Here is a 19,347-nt window from a genome sequence, read left to right on the forward strand (position 1 = left end):
ATCGCCCGCGCCCTGTACCGCAGACCCCAGATCCTGTTTATGGACGAGGCCACCAGCGCGCTGGATAAAGAGAGTGAATCTTACGTCAATCAGGCGATCCGTCAGTTGCCGATCACGCGGATTATCATTGCTCACCGCGAGTCGACGATTGAGTCAGCGGACAGGATCATTAATCTCAACAATCCTGCCGCTTAAGTAATCGCTTACCGGTAAACCGGTAATAAGCTGAAACTTGACAGAATATGCACCACCGCGTTCAGTACCCCGAAGCCTAGGATCAGCCAGATCATGGGCTCACCGCCCCAGACACGGAATTGCGGACTGCCGAAGCGTTTACGGGATGCGCGGGCCAGCAGTGCCGGCACAATCGCCGCCCAGACCGTCGCCGCCAGACCGGCAAAACCGATGGCGTAAATAAAGCCGTCCGGATAGATCAATCCGCCCAGCATCGGCGGGATAAAGGTGACACCGGCGGTTTTCAGGCGGCCGATCTTGCTGTCATCAAATTTGCACAGATCCGCCAGATAATCAAACAGTCCCAGTGTCACTCCGAGGAACGAACTGGCCACCGCAAAGTTCGAGAACACAATCAGCAGCAGTTCCAGTCCCCGGCTGTGCAGCACGCCGCTCAGCGCCTGAACCAGGACATCAATATTGCCGCCCTTTTCCGCAATCGGAATAAAGTCCGGACGCGGAATATTCCCCATCGTGCCGAGCATCCAGATGATATAGAGCCCCAGCGCCATCAGTGTACCGATTGTCAGACAGCGGCGGATCTTGCCGGGCTCTTTACCGTAATATTTCATCAGGCTCGGCACATTACCGTGGAACCCGAAAGAAGCCAGACAAAACGGCAGCGTAAACAATACATAAGGCAGATAAGAAGCGTCCGGCTGTGCCACGTTCAGCAATACCGCCGGTTTCACATTCCACAGCAGGCCGCCGAATGTCATAAAGAATGTCAGAATTTTGGCACCGAGCACAATCGTCGTCATCCGGCTGACCGCTTTGGTGCTCAGCCAGACAATAAAAGCGACTGCCAGGGCAAACAGAAATCCGCCCGCCCGTGCCGGAAGCGTGATCCCCGCCTGTGCAAAGGTGTGGCTCAGCACCGATCCGCTGGCGGAAATATAGGCATAGGTCAGAATATACAAGACAAACGCAATGGTCAGGCCGTTAATAATATTCCAGCCATTTCCCAGCAGATCGCGGGTGATCGTGTCAAAACTGGAACCAATCCGGTAATTCAGGTTAGCTTCGAGAATCATTAATCCTGAGTGCAGCATACAAAACCAGGTGAATACCAGTGCTGCAACCGACCAGAAAAACCATGCACCGGACATTACCACCGGCAGGGAAAACATCCCCGCACCAATGATAGTTCCGCCGATAATCATTGCTCCGCCGAATACGGACGGCGAAACAGAGGACGCAGGAACAGTAGCCATAAGAGTACCTCTGGTGGCTTAGTATTATCATTATATTTGAAATCAGGAGGATGCCGTGCATCCTCCTGTAAGACGACAGGGTTACATGACAGGTTTCAGGCGGGCGACAAAGTGACGCAGAACCGGGGGTTCATAGGTGAATGTCAGCCCTTTGATATCCGCCGCTTTTTCTTTCAGCCGGATAAAGGCATCCGCGATATAATCCATGTGGTCATTGGTATAGACACGGCGCGGAATAGTCAGGCGCAGAAGCTCCATCGGTGACGGCTTCTGAATACCGGTTTCCGGGTCACGTCCCAGCAGCAGCGAACCGATTTCCACCCCGCGGATACCGGACTCCAGGAACAGCTCGTTATTCAGGGCATGCGCCGGGAACTGATCGCCCGGGATATGCGGCAGCATTTTCTTCGCATCGACAAAGACCGCGTGACCGCCGACCGGATACTGGATCGGGATCCCTGCTTCGCGCAGGCGCTCACCCAGATATTCCACCTGGGTGATACGGTAGCGGAGATAATCCTCATCCATCCCCTCTTCCAGCCCGATAGCCAGTGCCTCCATATCACGTCCGGCAAGACCGCCGTAGGTGACAAAACCTTCCATCGGCACGCAGCGGGTGCGCACTTCGTTAAACAGATCTTCGTCATCACGGAAACAGCACAGACCGCCGATATTCACCAATGAATCCTTTTTCGCCGACATTGTCAGCATATCGCCGTATTTATACATCTCTTTGACGATCTCTTTCACCGATTTATCCGCATAGCCTTTTTCGCGCTGTTTGATAAACCAGGCGTTTTCACAGAAGCGGGCGGAGTCAATCACCACCGGGATATTATGCTTTTTGGCAATGTCATAAACGGCTTTCATATTTGCCAGTGATATCGGCTGACCGCCGGAGCTGTTACAGGTCACGGTGGTGACAATCGCGGCCACATTTTTTGCGCCGTGCTCTGCAATTGCCGCATTGAGCAGATCTAAATCGAAATCCCCTTTCCAGTCATAATAGGTTGTGGTATCAAAGGCTTTCGGTGTGACCACGTTGATCGCTTTCGCGCCGTTTAACTCCACATGGGCAGCCGTGGTATCAAAGTGGAAGTTGGAGATAAAGACCGGTTTATCCGCCCCGGCTTTGCGGCGGCGGGCGATCAGTGACGGGAACAGGATTTGCTCGGCACCGCGTCCCTGGTGTGTCGGGATAGTGAACGGATAGCCAATCAGTTTTTTCACCTGGTCACAGAGATGATAATAGTTGCGGGAACCGGCATACGCTTCATCCCCCATCATCAGCCCGGCCCACTGACGGTCACTCATCGCACCGGTACCGGAATCGGTCAGCAGGTCAATAAAGACCACATCACCCGGTAATAAAAACGGGTTATATCCGGCGTCTTTCAGGGCAACTTCCCGCTCATTACGGGTGGTCATACGGATATTTTCGACCATTTTAATACGGAACGGTTCTGGAATACGTTTCATTATTTTATTCTCCGGTTTCGGGCTGCCGGATATATTTATCCGCTGTATTTTTCTGGAAAGAAAATACAGAAATACAGCCGCATTATATCAGCGTGTTTTTAATTAATTTTAGTGGTAATACACGGACGGAGAATCACTCAGGGAAGAAATTAGAAATGCGGTGATCAATATTGAACCATGCCTGCACAAAGCAGACACCGGCAAGACGACCTGGGATGGATAAGAAATTCATGCACAAAGCCCTCTGAGTGGATAAGTAACGTACAAAATTACATTGAACAATCCTTTTGTCTATGATCAACATCCCATTTATAATAATTATACTTATTAATTAAATACAATTATTTACTTATGTTATTACATAATGTAAGTACCGTTAATTAATTACTATCGTTACCAATCACTCGCCTGACAGGCTTCTTTTTTACTTATTCATGACAACATCAGCAATACCGGATATATCATCAAGAACAAGGCAATTTTTATATTCATAAAAAATAATTTCAACAATAACATTACGTATATAACAGTTAATTTAATTATCCGTTTTGCAGACAATAAAAAAGGGATTTTCACCCCTTTTTTTATTACTGTTTTGTGACTGAAATATCACTACACCAGTTTGCTGATCCAGCTGTTGATATCCCCGGCCAGGAAGTTTACCGGCGGGATTTCGATCACACTGTATGCGCCCGGCTGCTGACGGCAGGCCGCCCGTGCCGCAGACACCATAAACTGGGAGGTCAGCGCCGGGTTGTTGATGCGCATGCTGTATTCAAACAGCTGGTTATGGGTTTTACCTGACACGCCTTTGTGCGTCATGGAGACACCGTGTCCCACATCTTTCAGGGCATCCACACTGTCCACCTGACGGACGTGCGTCTCATCGGAAGCAAAATAGCTGTCGGCTTTCAGCGCGGCGGTCACAGACTCAATATCATGGCCCGGTTCAATCTCAACATAGACCATGCGGCGGTGAACACCGGTACCCAGCGGAATGGTCATGGAGAGCGCATCCTTCACACCGGGAATTGCTTTGGCAGCAACACTGTGGCCCATACTCATCCCCGGCCCGAAGTTGGTGTAAGTCAGCCCTTTCGGTGCCATTGCCTGCATCAGCGTGCGGATAATGGAGTCGGAACCCGGATCCCAGCCTGCGGAGATGATGGCAGTACACTCACCGGCACGGGCAATCGGGTCAAGGTGCTCTTTCAGCGCGACTATTTCACTGTGAACATCAAAACTGTCCACAGTATTAATCCCCAGCGCGAGGATCTCTGACGCCACCGCACGGATAGCGCGGGTCGGCGAGCACAGCAGTGCCACATCCACCTTGCCCAGTTCACGGATATCCGCCACCACCGGATACGCAAAATCCGTATCAGCGGCAGACGGGTTGCGGCGCACAATCCCTGCAATCTCAAAATCAGCGGCAGCTTCCAGTGCCTCAATCGCATACTGTCCGATGTTGCCGTAACCAACGACGGCGGCTCGTATTTTTTTCACGGAATTCTCTCTGTCATCATTGATTCGTCGGACAAGGAAATCATACTTATTTACGAAAGGAAACATTGATTTCTTAATTAGTTATGAAAAAAATGTTTTATTTTTCACCTTTCACTATTCTCAGTAATATTATCCTGGTAGAATCCGGCTCCCTGTATCCGTCCCGGAACAAAAATCACATTATTTACAGAAGGTCGTCATGCATCAGTCTGATGTGACAGAGCGCGGGCTCTTTTCTTTAAGCTGGCCGATTTTTATCGACCTGTTATTACACTTTTCCACCTTCCTGATTAATACCTGGATGGTCAGCCATGTGTCGTCAAAATATCTGGCGGCCATGGCAGTCGGCAACCAGGCGTTTGACCTGTTTATCACTATTTTTAACTTTATCAGTGTCGGGTGCAGTGTGGTCATCGCCCAGTATATCGGGGCGGGCAGACGGGATAAGGCCAGTCAGGCCATTCATATTTCCATCGCGTTTAACCTGCTGCTGGGATTATTGTCCGCCGGGTTTACCATTATTTTCGGCTATAAAATTCTGGAACTGATGAATACGCCGGAACATCTGATGGAAGATGCCTTTAATTATCTGCATATTCTGGGGATCTGTTTAATTCCGGAAGCGGTGACCATCATTCTGGCGGCCTGTCTGCGTGTTTACGGCAGAGCCAAACCGGCGATGTATGTCACGCTGGTCGCCAACGTGGTGACTGTCGTCGGTAACTGTATTGTGCTGTACGGCCTGTTCGGGCTGCCGCAGTACGGGCTGGTCGGTGTCGCCTGGTCCACGGTGGCAGGGCGTCTGATTGCCGTGGCGCTGCTGTGCGGCCTGCTCTTTTACGGTCTGCGGATTAAATTCGTGCCGCGCATGCTGTTTCACTGGTCCAAAAATATGCTGAAGCAGATCCTGCATGTCGGTCTGCCGTCTGCCGGGGAGAACCTGGTCTGGATGCTGCATTATATGGTTGCGATCGCCTTTATCGGGCTGATGGGCGAGACCGCACTGGCGGCACAGACCATCTACTTCCAGTTATCACTGTTTATTATGCTGTTCGGGATAACCATCAGTATCGGGAATGAGATTCTGGTCGGGCATCTGGTCGGGGCAAAACGTTTTGAGGATGCCTATCAGCGCGGCATAAAGAGCCTGAAAACCGGCTTTTTCAGTACCATCCCGATTGTTTTCCTGTTCTGGCTGTTTCGTGATCATCTCGCTTACGGGCTGAGTGACGACCAGGCGGTGATAAAACTGCTGCTGCCGCTGTTCCTGCTGTCGGTCTTTCTCGAACCCGGCCGGACCCTGAATATTGTGATGGTAAACGCCCTGCGTGCCGCCGGTGACGCCCGTTTCCCGCTTTGTACTGCCCTGTTCTTTATGTGGTGTGTGGCGCTGCCGGTCGGCTATGTACTGGGGATCAAACTGGAGATGGGAATACTGGGGATCTGGATTGGTTTTCTGTGTGATGAGTGGCTGCGCGGACTCGTCAATACCTGGCGCTGGCGCTCGAAAAAATGGCAGTCAAAACGGCTGGATATTGAAGGCTGATCCTGCGGCTGAATTCCTGCTGCGGCTGTGCAGCGGGAATTACCTGACAAACCAGCTGATAACACCACAATCAGGCAAATAATAGAAAAAATACAGAGTTATGCTCTGATAAACAGCCATTAACACAGTTTTTCGTGACTGTTGTCACGGGGTCTCATCACACTTTTTTATTTATGCATAACATAATGCATACAATTCATATTCAATTATATATTTAAATCAAATAGTTATATAAGTATTTTTATCTCTTTTCACTGCCGGATAATTTCTTGCTTCTTTCCCCCTTATCCGCCCTATTTTTTAATTCCGGGAGAAAGTTTTTCTCCGGATTCTGAAAATACCCCTGAATTGTGAAAGGATTTTTCTGCTGCCCTTTCGGTACACTGAGCCGTATAATGGATTCGTGTATTTAAGGCTGAAAAATGGCAACACATCACACCCCTGCTCAATGGAACAATTTTGTCGCGGCACTGCGTCAGTCAGTCAAACCGGCGACAGGCTGCACCGAGCCGATTTCTCTGGCACTGGCCGCCGCAAAAGCCGCCGCCTGCCTCAGCGGCGCACCAACCCAAATCCGCTGCTATGTCTCCCCGAACCTGATGAAAAACGGCCTCGGCGTGACCGTTCCGGGAACAGGCATGACCGGATTACCGGTCGCTGCGGCGCTCGGCGCTATCGGCGGACAGCCGGATGCCGGTCTGAATGTCCTGTGCGGGGTGACTGCGGACGATATCGCCGCCGGGAAAGCCTTTCTTGCCTCCGGTGCGGTGTCTGTGGACATCAAAGAGCCGTGCAGCCATGTACTTTACTCTGAGGCGACCGTATACAGCGGTGACGATCAGGCCACTGTCACTATCTGCGGCGATCATACCCATGTGACGGAAATCAGCCATAACTGCACGGTTATTTATCAGGATGATGCGCTCACGCATCAGGACGGCAGCGATAACCCGTTCGCGGATGCCTGCGCCCGGGATATTTATGATTTCGCCACTCAGGCCCCGGTTTCGATGATCAATTTTATGCGTCAGGCCGCTGATCTGAATGATGCTCTGGCCCGCGAAGGCATGTCAAAACCGTACGGGTTACAAATCGGCCGTTCGCTGGAAAAACAGCGTGAGCGTGGTCTGCTGTCAAAAGACCTGCTGTCCGACATTATGATCCGCACCTCATCAGCCTCGGATGCCCGTATGGGCGGCGCGCAGCTGCCTGCCATGAGCAACTCCGGTTCCGGTAACCAGGGGATCGCCGCTACCCAGCCCGTGGTGGTGGTCGCGGAATATTTACAGGCAGATGAAGAGCAGCTTATCCGCGCCCTGACATTGTCTCACCTGATGGCGATTTATATTCATAGCCAGTTCCCGCCGCTTTCCGCCCTGTGTGCGGCAACGACCGCCTCAATGGGGGCAGCAGCCGGTATTGCATGGTTATTTGAAGGGAAATACGAGCCGGTGGCGATGGCTATCAGCAGTATGATCGGGGATATCACCGGTATTATCTGTGATGGTGCTTCCAACAGCTGCGCGATGAAAGTCTCCAGTGGTGTCAGCGCGGCCTATAAAGCGGTGCTGATGGCAATGAATCAGCAGTGTGTCGGCGGTAACGACGGCATTGTCTGCACGGACGTGGATAAATCCATTGCCAACCTCTGTGCGCTGGCCAGCCTGTCTATGCAGCACACCGATGTGCAGATTATTGAAATCATGGCAAACAAGGCAAAATCAGCCTGATTTTTCCGGGTTTGGCTTTTTAAGGAAGCCCCCTTTCCTTTACCGGCCGCACCGGCCGGTTTTTTCATGCTTTTTCAGCGGGTAAATACCCGCTGTTATCATGCCGTCAGCGTGGCAAACGCATTGCGGATTTCCTGCTCCGGCAACTGCATGCCGATAAAAATCAGCACACTTTGTTTTACATCATCCTCACGCCATTCGCGGTCAAAGTCCGCGCTGTAGAGACGCTGAACACCCTGGAATAACAGACGGCGCGGCTCATCTTTAATCCAGAGTAACCCTTTGTAACGCAACATATTATCAGCATAGCTGAGCAACAGGGTTTCCATGGCGCGGGAAATGGCACTGATTTCCACCGGTTTATCCATGGTGATCACCAGTGACTGAATGTCATTCTGCTGTTTCGGCGCAAAGCGGAACAGCGGCTTGCTGATTTCCACATTGTCATCCAGCATAAAACCGCCGACATTAAACAACAGGTTCATGTCGATATCGCCGTTAATCACCTTATACACCGGCGCTTTGGCATTAATCCGCTGCAAACGGGCGAGCAGCGCCTCATTATCCGGCTCAACGTCCGTTTTGGTCAGCAGAATGCGATCCGCATAGCCAATCTGCGCCTGAGCGATAGTGAACTGATCCAGCTGCTGCTGTGCATGCACCGCATCCACCAGCGTGATAATGCCGTCCAGCACATAGCGCTCGCACAATTTTTCATTGGAGAAAAAAGTCTGAGTGATCGGGCCGGGATCGGCCATACCGGTGCATTCAATCACCAGGCGGTCAAAATCGATTTTGCCGCTGTCCAGGTTTTCGCACAGGTCGAGCAGCGCATCTTCCAGCTCACTTGAGCGGCTGCAGCAGATACACCCGTTGCTCAGGGTTTTTATCTGTGTGGCGCGGTCACCGATAATTTCATCATCGATAGGCACCTCGCCGAATTCATTTTCAATCACAGCAATTTTCTGCCCGTGCTCCTCGTGGAGAATATGGCGCAGCAGCGTGGTTTTACCGGCCCCCAGGAAACCGGTCAGGATAGTCACGGAGATAGGTTGCATAATCGGGTCCTTCTTACAGACAGACAGCGGAACAAAGGCTGTCAGAGTAACAAATAACACGGATAATAAAAAATATCCCCCGTACAATGTGACTGACATCATACGGGGGATGAGACTTCAGCGTTACTGCATGCTGCTATCAGTGTGAGGAGGAGACTTTAATGCCCTCTTCCGGAACAGGAACATACGGTGTTTCGTTATCAGTACGTTCCGGGTTTTTGCTCGCTTTCATCGCTGTACGGATGCCGTAGAAGATGATGCTGTACACCACGACCAGGAAGATAATACTCAGACCGGCGTTGGTGTAGTTATTCACCACGATGTGCTGCATATTGGCGACCTGTTCAGGCGTTAACGCCACGCCTTCGGCAATACGGCGTTTGTACTCATTCGCCAGCCAGAAGAAGCCTTCCAGTTGCGGGTTGTCACTGAACAGTTTCAGACCCAGCGCCCATGTGGTACAAATCAGCAGCCATACCGCAGGGATAGTGGTTACCCAGATATATTTGCTGCGCTTCATCTTAATCAGAACAACGGTGGACAGCACCAGGGCAACAGCCGCCAGCATCTGGTTGGAGATACCGAACAGCGGCCACAGGCTCTTAACGCCGCCCAGCGGATCGACCACGCCCTGATACAACAGATAACCCCACAGACCCACACAACCGGCAGTACCGATCACACCGGCAATGAAGGAGTCAGTTTTCTTCAGGAACGGAACGAAGTTACCCAGCAGATCCTGAAGCATAAAGCGGCCGGAACGGGTACCCGCATCCAGAGCAGTCAGGATAAACAGTGCTTCAAACAGGATCCCGAAGTGATACCAGAAGCCCATATCCGCCGCAGGAATGATTTTGTGGAACACATGCGCGATACCTACTGCCAGTGTCGGAGCACCACCCGCACGGTTGAGGACAGACGGCTCACCGATATCTTTGGCGGTCTGTAAAATCTCTTCCGGTGAAATCACGAAGCCCCAGGAGCTGACCGTTGCGGCTGCCTGTGCAGTCACATCTTTCAGCTGCGCCATAATCATCGGTGCATCTGCGGTACCGAGGTTATGCAGATCCGGCATGGTGATACCCAGCGCCGCAGGCGGGGTATTCATGGCAAAATAGAGACCCGGTTCGATAATGGAGGCTGCAACCAGCGCCATAATCGCCACAAAGGATTCCATCAGCATGGCGCCGTAACCGATATAACGGGCATCGGTTTCACAGGCCAGCAGTTTCGGTGTGGTACCGGAAGCAATCAGGGCATGGAAGCCGGAAACCGCACCACAGGCAATAGTAATAAACAGGAACGGGAACAGAGCACCTTTCCAGACCGGACCGGTGCCGTCAACAAACTGAGTCATCGCCGGCATTTTCAGATCCGGGTTGAGGATAACGATACCCACAGCCAGACCGACGATAACGCCGATTTTCAGGAAGGTTGCCAGATAGTCACGCGGAGCCAGAATCAGCCACACCGGCAGCAGAGCGGAAACAAACGCATAACCGATCAGTGTATAAGTGATAGTGGTATCTTTAAAGGTCAGCGCCGGGCCCCAGTACGGGTCGTGTGCGATCACACCACCGAACCAGATCGCCGCCACCAGCAGCACAATACCGATGACAGACACTTCACCGACACGTCCCGGCCGGAGATAGCGCATGTAGATCCCCATAAACAGGGCAATCGGCACAGTGGAGACGACGGTGAACACACCCCACGGACTTTCTGCCAGCGCTTTCACCACAATCAGTGCCAGCACGGCGAGGATGATGATCATAATCAGGAAGCAGCCGAAGAGCGCGATAGTGCCCGGCACGGTGCCCATCTCTTCTTTAACAATCTCACCCAGAGATGCACCGTTACGGCGTGAAGAGATAAACAGCACCATAAAGTCCTGTACCGCACCCGCCAGCACCACACCGGCCAGCAGCCAGAGTGTGCCCGGCAGATACCCCATCTGCGCGGCAAGTACCGGCCCGACTAACGGACCCGCACCGGCGATCGCGGCAAAGTGGTGACCGAACAGAACGTTACGGTTAGTCGGAACATAGTTCAGACCATCATTATTAATCACCGCCGGTGTTGCCCGGGTCGGATCCAGTTTCATAACCTTTGTTGCGATATACAGGCTGTAGTAGCGGTACGCCACCAGATAGACTGATACCGATGCAACAATGATCCATAATGCACTGACATGCTCGCCGCGGCGTAATGCGACAACGCCGAGACAGAAAGCACCTATAATCCCCAGGATAAACCAGGGAATGTGCTTAAATAAGCGATTAGAGTTCATAACGCACCTTAAATGTGACTGTGATATTCAAAAGGATCCGTATCCGTACGGAAAAAGTGTTTCAGCCGAATAAAATAGAAACTTCCTGCAAGTGTGTTTTATGATAGAAAAATCAAGGCGGGAAACGGGGATTATCCCGTGAGCGGTTGTATAGCAGATTAAGCGGTCACTTTTTACAGCCGGGCGGTTTTATCCGCCTCCCGGGACGGTAAAATTTGTGATCGGGTTAACGTTATGTTTTTTAATTTTTTTTATGCTTTTTGTTAATTTTTTATGAAAGCGTGCTTTTATCCGCTTTTCTCCGTAATTTATGACCTGAAACCGACAGAAGACAGTAACCGATATGACTAAAAAACCCGGCACACCTCCCGGCAATTTACGTGCTTACGCTGATAAGCAGACACAACGCAACATGCTGTTTCAGCGGGTTCTCCGCCTGCTGACCTTCGCTGTGGTTTTCCTCGCCGGATTTATGATTTATCAGACCTGGCAGACACAACAGAATGATGTCTATGCTGACGGGCAGATAACCGGTTATCTGCGGACAGAAATGCGCGATACCCGTTCGGGACAGCAACTGGTTGGCTGGCCGGTGGTGAAATTCGTGACAGCGGATAATAAAATCGTCACCTTTACCTCAACAGATCAGCTGCTGTGTCAGTCGCAGTGTGAAAACGGCCCGGTGGGTGTTTATTATCAGAAAGAGAATCCGGGTAAAGCACAGATAGCGGACTTCGGTGCCCGCTATGGTGAAATGATTGTCTGGGGTGTGGTCGCCTTTATTCTGCTGGCGGCCTATGTCCTGAACAGCTGGCGGCAGCGTATTCTGGCGCGCCGCCGTTACGGTGCGGCATCATAAACGGCTGTCCGGCGGCGGTGTCCGGCCGAATCCGGTGATCAGGCCGTAAGGTGAAATACGGAACCAGTGACCGCCGGTCCACCAGGAATGTTCGCCGTCGCTCTCCTCCCCGCAGCCGACACCGACCTCGGCGGTACCGTTGACAAAGCCGTACGTACAGTCATAAATGGCGGGGATCACCACCCGCCCGGTGACGCTGTCCGCAAAACCGATTTTATTGCCGGTGCGGATACGGTAACGCCCGTTTTCCGGTTCATCCGGGGCGCTGTCAAAATAGTACGGCTGATACGGCTCCTGCAGATTACGATCAACGAAATGGCTGCCGAAGGTGTCTTTATCCCGGTACAGACAGAGCTCAAAGGGATTGTCCGGCCTGAAGCAGTTATCCGCCACTGACGGTTCATCAGCCCTCGCCCGCACCCATTCACGGGCTTTTTCTGCCTGCACATCCGTACCGGCAAACGCAGTCAGCGGCAGCAACATCACAAATACGATTCCCGGTAATCTGCATCTCATCGGTTATTCCTCCGGCCGCTGTCAGTGATGACCCTCCGCCATACCGCGCGGAACGTCATCACCGATATTACCCCGGTCAGCCGGCAACGACCACTGATGCCGCCGCCTGTTTTGCTGCGTCCACCGCTTCCTGAACGGACGGTGCCAGCGCCAGAGCAACCCCCATGCGCCGCGGGCCGTCAATTTCCGGTTTGGCAAACAGACGCAGCTGCACAGTCCCGGTCAGGGCGTGTTCCAGCCCGCTGTAACGGACATCATCGCTGCGCAGAGACGGCAGGATCACGGCTGAAGCGGCCGGACGATACTGAACTATCTCGCCGGCCGGCAATCCGAGAAACGCCCGCACATGCAGGGCAAATTCAGAGATATTCTGTGAAATCAGTGTGACCAGCCCGGTATCGTGGGGACGCGGCGAGACTTCATTAAAAATAATATCCTCACCACGGACAAACAGCTCAACACCGAACAGACCATAGCCACCCAGCCCGTTAACGATTGTCTCCGCCACCTGCTGCGCCCGCGCCAGAACCGCATCCGGCATGGCCTGCGGCTGCCATGACTCACGGTAATCGCCGCGCTCCTGACGGTGCCCGACCGGCGCGCAAAAATGCACACCGTCTGCCGCACGGACAGTCAGCAGCGTGATCTCATAATCGAAATCAATCATCCGCTCGACAATCACCCGCCCTTTTCCGGTGCGTCCTGCTTCCTGAGAGGACAGCCAGGCATCGTGCAATGTACTTTCATCACGGATAATGCTCTGCCCTTTACCTGATGAACTCATTACCGGTTTGATAATGCAGGGAAATCCAATCTCAGCGGCGGCGCGGATAAAAGACGTCTCATCATCCGCAAAGCGGTATTCTGATGTCATCAGCCCCAGCTCTTCTGCGGCCAGGCGGCGGATCCCCTCACGGTTCATGGTCAGTTTTACCGCATTGGCACAGGGCACGACATGAAAGCCTTCCTGCTCCAGCCGGTACAATGTGTCTGTCGCAATCGCTTCAATTTCCGGCACAATATGGTCAGGCTGTTCTTTCCGGATCACCGCCTCCAGTTCCGCGCCATCCAGCATATTGATCACATAACGGCGGTGCGCGATATGCATGGCCGGTGCATTGTCATAACGGTCAACGGCAATCACTTCAATACCGAGCCGCTGACACTCAATCGCCACTTCTTTGCCTAATTCGCCTGAGCCCAGCAGCATCACCTTCGTGGCGCCCGGACGTAATGCCGTACCTAATGTTGTCATCACTGTCACCTGTTCAGAAATACCGGAAAATTGCGCGCCATTATATACGCAATCGTTTGCTTTAGTCACGAAATAAGCAGGTCACCGGCTGTCGCAGCGCTCAGCGGGGTTTGATACCCAGACCGGCTTTTGCTGTATTCCTCCGGTGATGGCGGATAAGAGACAGAATGCAGAACAGTAATCCCAGCCAGATCAATGAGAAACTGACGCCTTTGACGGAATCAAAATGCTCATTAAAGAGGAACACCGCCAGCAGGAACTGGATGGTCGGTTCAAGATACTGCGCCAGGCCGATGGTGGTCAGCGTGGTGGAACGCACCGCAGCGGTAAAGAACAGCAACGGCAGCAGCGTAACAGGTGCGGTCAGTATAAAACAGATGCGGGTAAAGGTATCTGCGGTGCTGAATGTGCCCGCCCCGCTGTTTTCAAGCCAGAAATACAATGCAATAGCCACCGGCAGCAGCCAGAGGCTCTCAATCAGCAGTGAAGTCGTCAGATCATAACGGATAAACTTACGGATAAAACCGTACAGTGCGAACGCAGAGCCCATCATCAGTGCCAGTTTCGGCAGGCTGCCGTACTGATAAAGCTGATAACCCACTCCGGCACAGACAAAAATCAGTGCGGTTTTCTCTGCCGGTTTCAGGCGCTCATGCAGGAAGATGACACCCAGCAAAATAGAAAACAAGGGGGTAATGAAATACCCCATGCTGGCTTCCAGCACCAAATCATGGGTCATCGAATAGGTAAAAGTACACCAGGATATTGCCATCACACTGGTACTGAGCAGACAAAGCAGCAGCGAGCGCTCATCCTCCCATACTGCGTTTACCCGCGTGCGGTTTTTCAAAAAGAAACGGACAAACAATAACAGCGGAATTGACCAGAGGACACGCTGGGATAATAGCTCCAGCGGTTGTATCCCCGGCAGCAGGCGGTAAAAAAGCGGTGTGATCCCCCAGAGAAAATAAGAAAAAATCGCCAGCATTGCGCCGGATCGTAAAAACATGGTTCAGCCAATCCTGTTTATCATTATGTTATGACTATCATACCCCTCTGCATTAAAAATCCCATGCGCCTGCTCAATTTATTTCCCGCCGCCGGTTTATTCCGGATCATCATATTATGCGTACCCTGACTCCGGCATTTACTACGCAGATATCACTATAAAATATCAATTAAACTTGATTTTTTAATTGATAACGTTAACATAACAAGTATCATCAGCAAATCATTTTTGGGTATAATTCCTAATATTTGATGTTAACGTTAACCTTGAGTAGTTATAGCTAGATAGATCCCCTGAATTTTTATACCCTGAAAATTCTTGTTACTCATAATACATTGATGATAAAAGATAAATAATCATTTGATGTTCATTTTTATGATAAACAGAGTAACACTTCAGATATTAACCTCCGGAGATTGAAAAATCTTTCGTGCGGTAGCTTTGTCTCTGAAAAATATCGTTATCTTTTTTTAATTAAACATTTTAACGTTAACATCATAAGATAAGTAATAACAATTACCATCACAAAGACTTTGAAATAAAAAACAACACAAAAACACAAAAATGAAAGTTTTGTGTCTGGTACAAACGAAATTAACACTTAATGTTGCGTTCAAAACAACAGATACATCCGCAATATTAAAAATAACGGCATTCTGGTTTTTACCCGGCAACACGCTGCCGGTTAATTAAAAAAATTAACCAAACAGATGCGGCTGAAAATCAGGCAGAAGAAAAAGAAAGGTATCAATACCGGGGAAATCAGAGTGAATCTCTGGTCAGTATCCGGCAAGGGACATAAGTCCGGGCTGTTGAACCGCGCTCTTCAATAAGATGCAGAGCCGCCGCCTCCCCCAGCAGGCAATACGGGGAACAGATGGTGGTCAGCGGGGGATAAAAAAGCTCACCGGTACCGGTCATATTCTCAAATCCGAGAATACCGGCCTGTTCCGGAACAGAAATACCGCGCCTCAGTAATACCTGATACGCAATAAAGGCAATCTGGTCATTACCACAGATAATACAGTCAAATAATGGTGAGTTACCGTCGGTATAACGTTCTATCAGTGTAATGACGTCCCGGTAATAAATGTCAGACTGTTTTATATTGTGCTGAATCAGTCCGCTGACAGACAAACCTGCATTCAGCCAGGCATGCTGAACCGCATCACGGCGTAAACCGGATGAAAGCAATTCCGCAGGTGGCCAGATACACAGCGGACGGCGGTATCCCCGCCGGATAAGATATTCTGTCGCATCGTACTGACCGTGATAATCATCCGGAATATACGCCGGCAATGCCGGGTTATCAGGATCAAAGCAGTTTGTTAATACCAGATTTTTGTCACGCAGTAATTCAGGAACATTTATCCCGCACAGTTGTGCACCGGTAATAATAATACCGTCAGGACGCCGGGAAAGAATTTGGCGGACAGCCCGGATCAGATCATCTCCGGATGAAATATTGATGACAAAACTGTCCCAGCCGTATTTTTTTGCACACTGTTCGATAGCCAGCAGTATTTCGACAGAAAACGGAGCGGAGGCTGTATCAATTGCTAATACACCCATACACGACAGATTTGTATTTTTACCTCTGATTTTACGGGCTGATAAATCAGGCACATAATTCAGAACGTCAATAGCATGCTGAACCTGCCTCAATGTCTCAGGCTTCAACAACTCAGGATTATTTATCGCCCTTGAAACCGTCATCAGTGAGACTGATGCCAGCCGGGCAACATCTTTCAGTGATGCCATATTGTTGTCAGCAAAAAATAGGTGATTGCGTTGTTGAGCGAAAAAGAAAGAAAAATGTAAGCTAACATTTATAGCATATTATGTCTGTAACCCCAAGGGTAAATGTAAACATTTATTTCAAAGAATACCCGTTAAACCCTAAATTGAACGATTTTTAAAATATTTTAATACCTTGTTTTTAATGAAAAAAACAACAAACAACCTGGGTTATCACCACTTTTATGTAAAAATAAACACTGATTCAGAAATGGAATTTCCTTATCCATTTAAACATTTTTTCGACGTTATATTATCTACAATACTTAAAATTTGCGTAGATACACCTAAGTAGTTATGCCTTTATTTTTATCCATTAATATCGGCTTATTTCTGTATCCTATTTTAATGAAGGAGTAAATTATGGATGCCGTTATTCATTTAATCAATTGTGCTGATTTACCAAGCAATAATATTAACTTTATGCTTGATGATATGAACTGTGAAGTAAAATCATATTCATCTGAGCAATCTTTCCTGAAATATTATATTAATACGCCGAAAGAGCACGCACGTGAATGTATTATTCTTGAAGTAGGTGAATCGTCTGCTGATGCCTTCTATCTTATCGATGAACTCAAGCGACTGAAAAGTATTATTCCGGTTATTGTTATCACTGCTTATCCGTCTTTTGAAACCTGCCGCCGTGCATTTAAAGCAGGCATTCTGGAATTCTTCAAGAAACCGATTAACTCCGAACTGTTAGTTAATGCGATTCATGATGCTTTTAATCAGTATGAAAAAAGCCTTAATAAATACCATACCTATCAGAGACTTAAAGATAAATTCAGTAAGTTATCTGCCCGTGAGAAAGAAGTTATGGATATGATTCTGGAAGGAAATACCAGTAAAGAAGCAGCACAAAAATTATCACTGTCACCTCGTACTGTAGAAGTACATCGTTCTAATATGTACACCAAGCTGCGTATTAAATCATTACCACAACTTGTACAGGAATATGATTTTTACAAAAACTATTCAGATTCAGTCTGAACATCACCGGATTTATAATAATTTTTATATTCCGGATTTGTAGTTAATAAATATACCGATGATTTTACCTGTTTTTACTCTCTTATTTAACTGCTTCTGATGTTTCACTGTTAATACAGAATATCCTCCCTGTCATATTCCGTATTGCACCATCGTTACCACTGATGACAAACTGTAATATACTGATGACTAACCGGGGTTTTACTCTGATATTAACAACACATGCCGGTAATTATATATTCCGGAAAGCAGATATTATGAGATCTGATACCCTGCAATACTGATATGAAATCTCATTAATAATACCTAACACCTGATTACTCATTTTAATATTTATTTACAAATGAGGTGTGATGCTTTTTATTTACCTGTGAATAAACAGATAACGCACGCTGCCTGAAAATTTCCCCTCTTTACACCACTCTCCCTGAGCGCTTTTATGCCGGAATTACCTGCAATCCCAACGCGCCCCGCCGTTACTTCCTGATATCCGCTCTGTGTTCCTGTAAAATAATAAGCTATAAAAAAGCATCCGCGACAGGATGCTTTTGCTATTCGTCTGACCGCCGGATTATTCTATTTTCAGCACATTCAGTTTGATCATAGACATTGAATTCGGTGGTATCTGCCCTGCAATACCGGCAGCCCCGTAACCGCCTTCCGGTTTAATATACACATCAACTGATCCACCGGCACCGACAAGCGAAATAAATTTAGCCAGGTCTCCGGGTAATTCATTGAACGGCACAACTGCCGGTGCATTTACCGGGTGGGACACGGTCACTTTACCGTCCGTTAATTCTTCATGCATTGCAAACGTGATCGTTTTACCTTTCAGCGCTTTATATTTCTGTCCCTGTTTGGTGATGCGGTAATAAACATCCGGTGACATTTTAGCGTAATTCTGCCGTTCCAGTCGGCTGATCAGCTCCTGATTTTTTCGTTTATTCAGCTCACCGACCTGCTGAAAAGTATAAGCAGCCACGGCCTTATTTTTTTCTTCCGCTTTCGCAATCTGTGTATTCAGGCTGGTATTTTCAGTCCGCTGTGCGCTGACAACCGCCTTCTGTTTATCCATTTCTTTCTGCAATGCAGTATACTTCGCCGCGATATCCGCATTTTCTTTCAGCTTAGCCGCAGCTTTGGCAAGCTCAGCTTCTTTATCAGCCAGTTGTTTTTTCTGGTTATCAAGCTGTGCATTCAGTTTAATTAATTCCGCATCAGATTTTGCCAGTGCGGCAATCTGCTGTGTTTTCTCTTTTAACGCTTTATCCAGCTGAGCAGCCCGCTGCTGTTCAGCGGCTAATTTTTTATTCAGTTCCGCATTTTCTGTCTGAGCAGCACTGCTCTCTTTATCTGAGCCGGATACTTTCGCGGATAACTGTTGTTTATCCGCCGTCAGCTGCGCAATTTTTTGTTCCAGCGTGGCTTTGTCCACCGTCAGTGCAGCGATATCTTTTTTCAGATTATCGCTCTGACGGCTATTATCCGCTTCCCGGCTCTGTAATTGCGCTGTCAGCTTAAGTTTATCCGCCTCATGCTGCTGTAATGCTTTTTCCAGTACCTGCAATTGCGCCGCCATTTTTGCGTTATCGGTATTTTCGGCGCTCAGCTGTGCAATCTGTTTTTCCAGGGCGGTTTTATCCGCTGCCAGGGTGCTGAGTTCTTTTTTCAGCTTATCGCCCTGTGCTGCTGCGGCTTTATCCTGACTGACCAGCTGATCCGCCAGTTTCTGCTTTTCTGCCTCGGCATTTTTCAGCTTCTGCTCAGTATCCGTCAGGCTGCGGGTGATTTTTGCCAGATCGGCATTTTTATCACTCAGCAGCGCCGCATTTTTCTCTGACTGTGCTTTATCCGCTGT

General features: G+C 49.4%; 15 protein-coding genes and 1 pseudogene. 5 read left to right on the forward strand and 11 right to left on the reverse strand.

Features of this window, described 5'->3' with window-relative positions:
* Positions 1–195: pseudogene (locus tag U868_RS0122615) on the forward strand (hypothetical protein); the annotation flags it as partial.
* Positions 196–203: 8 nt separating this feature from the next.
* Here U868_RS0122615 and mtr read toward each other — a convergent pair.
* The 4 genes from mtr to U868_RS0122630 all read right to left on the reverse strand — a co-directional run bounded on the left by mtr (position 204) and on the right by U868_RS0122630 (position 4,433).
* Complete coding sequence (gene mtr, locus U868_RS0122620) at positions 204–1,448, reverse strand: tryptophan permease (protein WP_025155271.1); 1,245 nt, start codon at positions 1,446–1,448, stop codon at positions 204–206.
* Between the two features lie 81 nt (positions 1,449–1,529).
* A complete protein-coding gene (gene tnaA / locus U868_RS0122625) occupies positions 1,530–2,927 on the reverse strand; it encodes a tryptophanase (RefSeq protein ID WP_025155272.1) in 1,398 nt (465 codons plus the stop codon).
* Between the two features lie 133 nt (positions 2,928–3,060).
* Positions 3,061–3,231, reverse strand: coding sequence for a tryptophanase leader peptide (tnaC, locus tag U868_RS26410; RefSeq protein ID WP_080694422.1), 171 nt, complete (start codon positions 3,229–3,231; stop codon positions 3,061–3,063).
* A gap of 308 nt (positions 3,232–3,539) precedes the next feature.
* On the reverse strand, positions 3,540–4,433 hold the full coding sequence (locus U868_RS0122630) for a diaminopimelate dehydrogenase (protein ID WP_025155273.1): 894 nt from the start codon (positions 4,431–4,433) through the stop codon (positions 3,540–3,542).
* Between the two features lie 199 nt (positions 4,434–4,632).
* On the opposite strand from U868_RS0122630, the gene U868_RS0122640 reads away from it, so the two are divergent.
* The gene (locus U868_RS0122640; RefSeq protein ID WP_025155274.1) at positions 4,633–5,979 is read left to right on the forward strand and encodes an MATE family efflux transporter; all 1,347 of its coding nucleotides are present in this window, start codon (positions 4,633–4,635) and stop codon (positions 5,977–5,979) included.
* A 422-nt stretch (positions 5,980–6,401) separates the two neighbouring features.
* On the forward strand, positions 6,402–7,709 hold the full coding sequence (locus U868_RS0122645) for a serine dehydratase subunit alpha family protein (protein ID WP_025155275.1): 1,308 nt from the start codon (positions 6,402–6,404) through the stop codon (positions 7,707–7,709).
* A gap of 98 nt (positions 7,710–7,807) precedes the next feature.
* Here U868_RS0122645 and yjiA read toward each other — a convergent pair whose 3' ends face one another.
* Both yjiA and U868_RS0122655 read right to left on the reverse strand, forming a co-directional pair.
* Positions 7,808–8,767, reverse strand: a complete 960-nt coding sequence (yjiA, locus tag U868_RS0122650) for a GTPase (protein ID WP_015422481.1) — start codon at positions 8,765–8,767, stop codon at positions 7,808–7,810.
* A 139-nt stretch (positions 8,768–8,906) separates the two neighbouring features.
* Positions 8,907–11,057 (reverse strand): carbon starvation CstA family protein, encoded by a 2,151-nt coding sequence (locus tag U868_RS0122655; protein WP_025155276.1) that lies wholly within the window; start codon positions 11,055–11,057, stop codon positions 8,907–8,909.
* Between the two features lie 343 nt (positions 11,058–11,400).
* Between U868_RS0122655 and U868_RS0122660 the strand changes: the two genes are divergently transcribed.
* Positions 11,401–11,916, forward strand: a complete 516-nt coding sequence (locus U868_RS0122660) for a DUF3592 domain-containing protein (RefSeq protein ID WP_025155277.1) — start codon at positions 11,401–11,403, stop codon at positions 11,914–11,916.
* Here U868_RS0122660 and U868_RS0122665 read toward each other — a convergent pair.
* The 4 genes from U868_RS0122665 to U868_RS0122680 all read right to left on the reverse strand — a co-directional run bounded on the left by U868_RS0122665 (position 11,911) and on the right by U868_RS0122680 (position 16,457).
* Positions 11,911–12,432, reverse strand: a complete 522-nt coding sequence (locus tag U868_RS0122665) for a hypothetical protein (RefSeq protein ID WP_240182754.1) — start codon at positions 12,430–12,432, stop codon at positions 11,911–11,913. The two genes, U868_RS0122660 and U868_RS0122665, sit on opposite strands and share 6 nt — an antisense overlap.
* Before the next feature lie 76 nt (positions 12,433–12,508).
* A complete protein-coding gene (gene purT / locus U868_RS0122670; protein ID WP_025155279.1) occupies positions 12,509–13,687 on the reverse strand; it encodes a formate-dependent phosphoribosylglycinamide formyltransferase in 1,179 nt (392 codons plus the stop codon).
* Between the two features lie 100 nt (positions 13,688–13,787).
* Positions 13,788–14,696 (reverse strand): EamA family transporter RarD, encoded by a 909-nt coding sequence (rarD, locus tag U868_RS0122675; protein ID WP_025155280.1) that lies wholly within the window; start codon positions 14,694–14,696, stop codon positions 13,788–13,790.
* Between the two features lie 762 nt (positions 14,697–15,458).
* Complete coding sequence (locus U868_RS0122680) at positions 15,459–16,457, reverse strand: LacI family DNA-binding transcriptional regulator (protein WP_025155281.1); 999 nt, start codon at positions 16,455–16,457, stop codon at positions 15,459–15,461.
* Positions 16,458–16,856: 399 nt separating this feature from the next.
* Here U868_RS0122680 and U868_RS0122685 point away from each other — a divergent pair, with 399 nt between their 5' ends.
* A complete protein-coding gene (locus U868_RS0122685) occupies positions 16,857–17,486 on the forward strand; it encodes a response regulator transcription factor (protein ID WP_025155282.1) in 630 nt (209 codons plus the stop codon).
* A gap of 571 nt (positions 17,487–18,057) precedes the next feature.
* Here U868_RS0122685 and U868_RS25155 read toward each other — a convergent pair.
* A partial coding sequence (locus tag U868_RS25155; protein WP_025155283.1) for an FKBP-type peptidyl-prolyl cis-trans isomerase occupies positions 18,058–19,347 on the reverse strand: 1,290 nt, incomplete at its 5' end.

It is taken from the genome of Morganella morganii H1r (genome assembly GCF_000633515.1).
Lineage (GTDB): Bacteria > Pseudomonadota > Gammaproteobacteria > Enterobacterales > Enterobacteriaceae > Morganella > Morganella morganii_B.

Coding starts and splice junctions, on each gene's coding strand:
- mtr (WP_025155271.1), bottom strand. CDS start 1,448: ATGGCTACTGTTCCTGCGTCCTCTGTTTCGCCGTCCGTATTCGGCGGA.
- tnaA (WP_025155272.1), bottom strand. CDS start 2,927: ATGAAACGTATTCCAGAACCGTTCCGTATTAAAATGGTCGAAAATATC.
- tnaC (WP_080694422.1), bottom strand. CDS start 3,231: ATGTTGATCATAGACAAAAGGATTGTTCAATGTAATTTTGTACGTTAC.
- U868_RS0122640 (WP_025155274.1), top strand. CDS start 4,633: ATGCATCAGTCTGATGTGACAGAGCGCGGGCTCTTTTCTTTAAGCTGG.
- U868_RS0122645 (WP_025155275.1), top strand. CDS start 6,402: ATGGCAACACATCACACCCCTGCTCAATGGAACAATTTTGTCGCGGCA.
- yjiA (WP_015422481.1), bottom strand. CDS start 8,767: ATGCAACCTATCTCCGTGACTATCCTGACCGGTTTCCTGGGGGCCGGT.
- U868_RS0122655 (WP_025155276.1), bottom strand. CDS start 11,057: ATGAACTCTAATCGCTTATTTAAGCACATTCCCTGGTTTATCCTGGGG.
- U868_RS0122660 (WP_025155277.1), top strand. CDS start 11,401: ATGACTAAAAAACCCGGCACACCTCCCGGCAATTTACGTGCTTACGCT.
- U868_RS0122665 (WP_240182754.1), bottom strand. CDS start 12,432: ATGAGATGCAGATTACCGGGAATCGTATTTGTGATGTTGCTGCCGCTG.
- purT (WP_025155279.1), bottom strand. CDS start 13,687: ATGACAACATTAGGTACGGCATTACGTCCGGGCGCCACGAAGGTGATG.
- rarD (WP_025155280.1), bottom strand. CDS start 14,696: ATGTTTTTACGATCCGGCGCAATGCTGGCGATTTTTTCTTATTTTCTC.
- U868_RS0122680 (WP_025155281.1), bottom strand. CDS start 16,457: ATGGCATCACTGAAAGATGTTGCCCGGCTGGCATCAGTCTCACTGATG.
- U868_RS0122685 (WP_025155282.1), top strand. CDS start 16,857: ATGGATGCCGTTATTCATTTAATCAATTGTGCTGATTTACCAAGCAAT.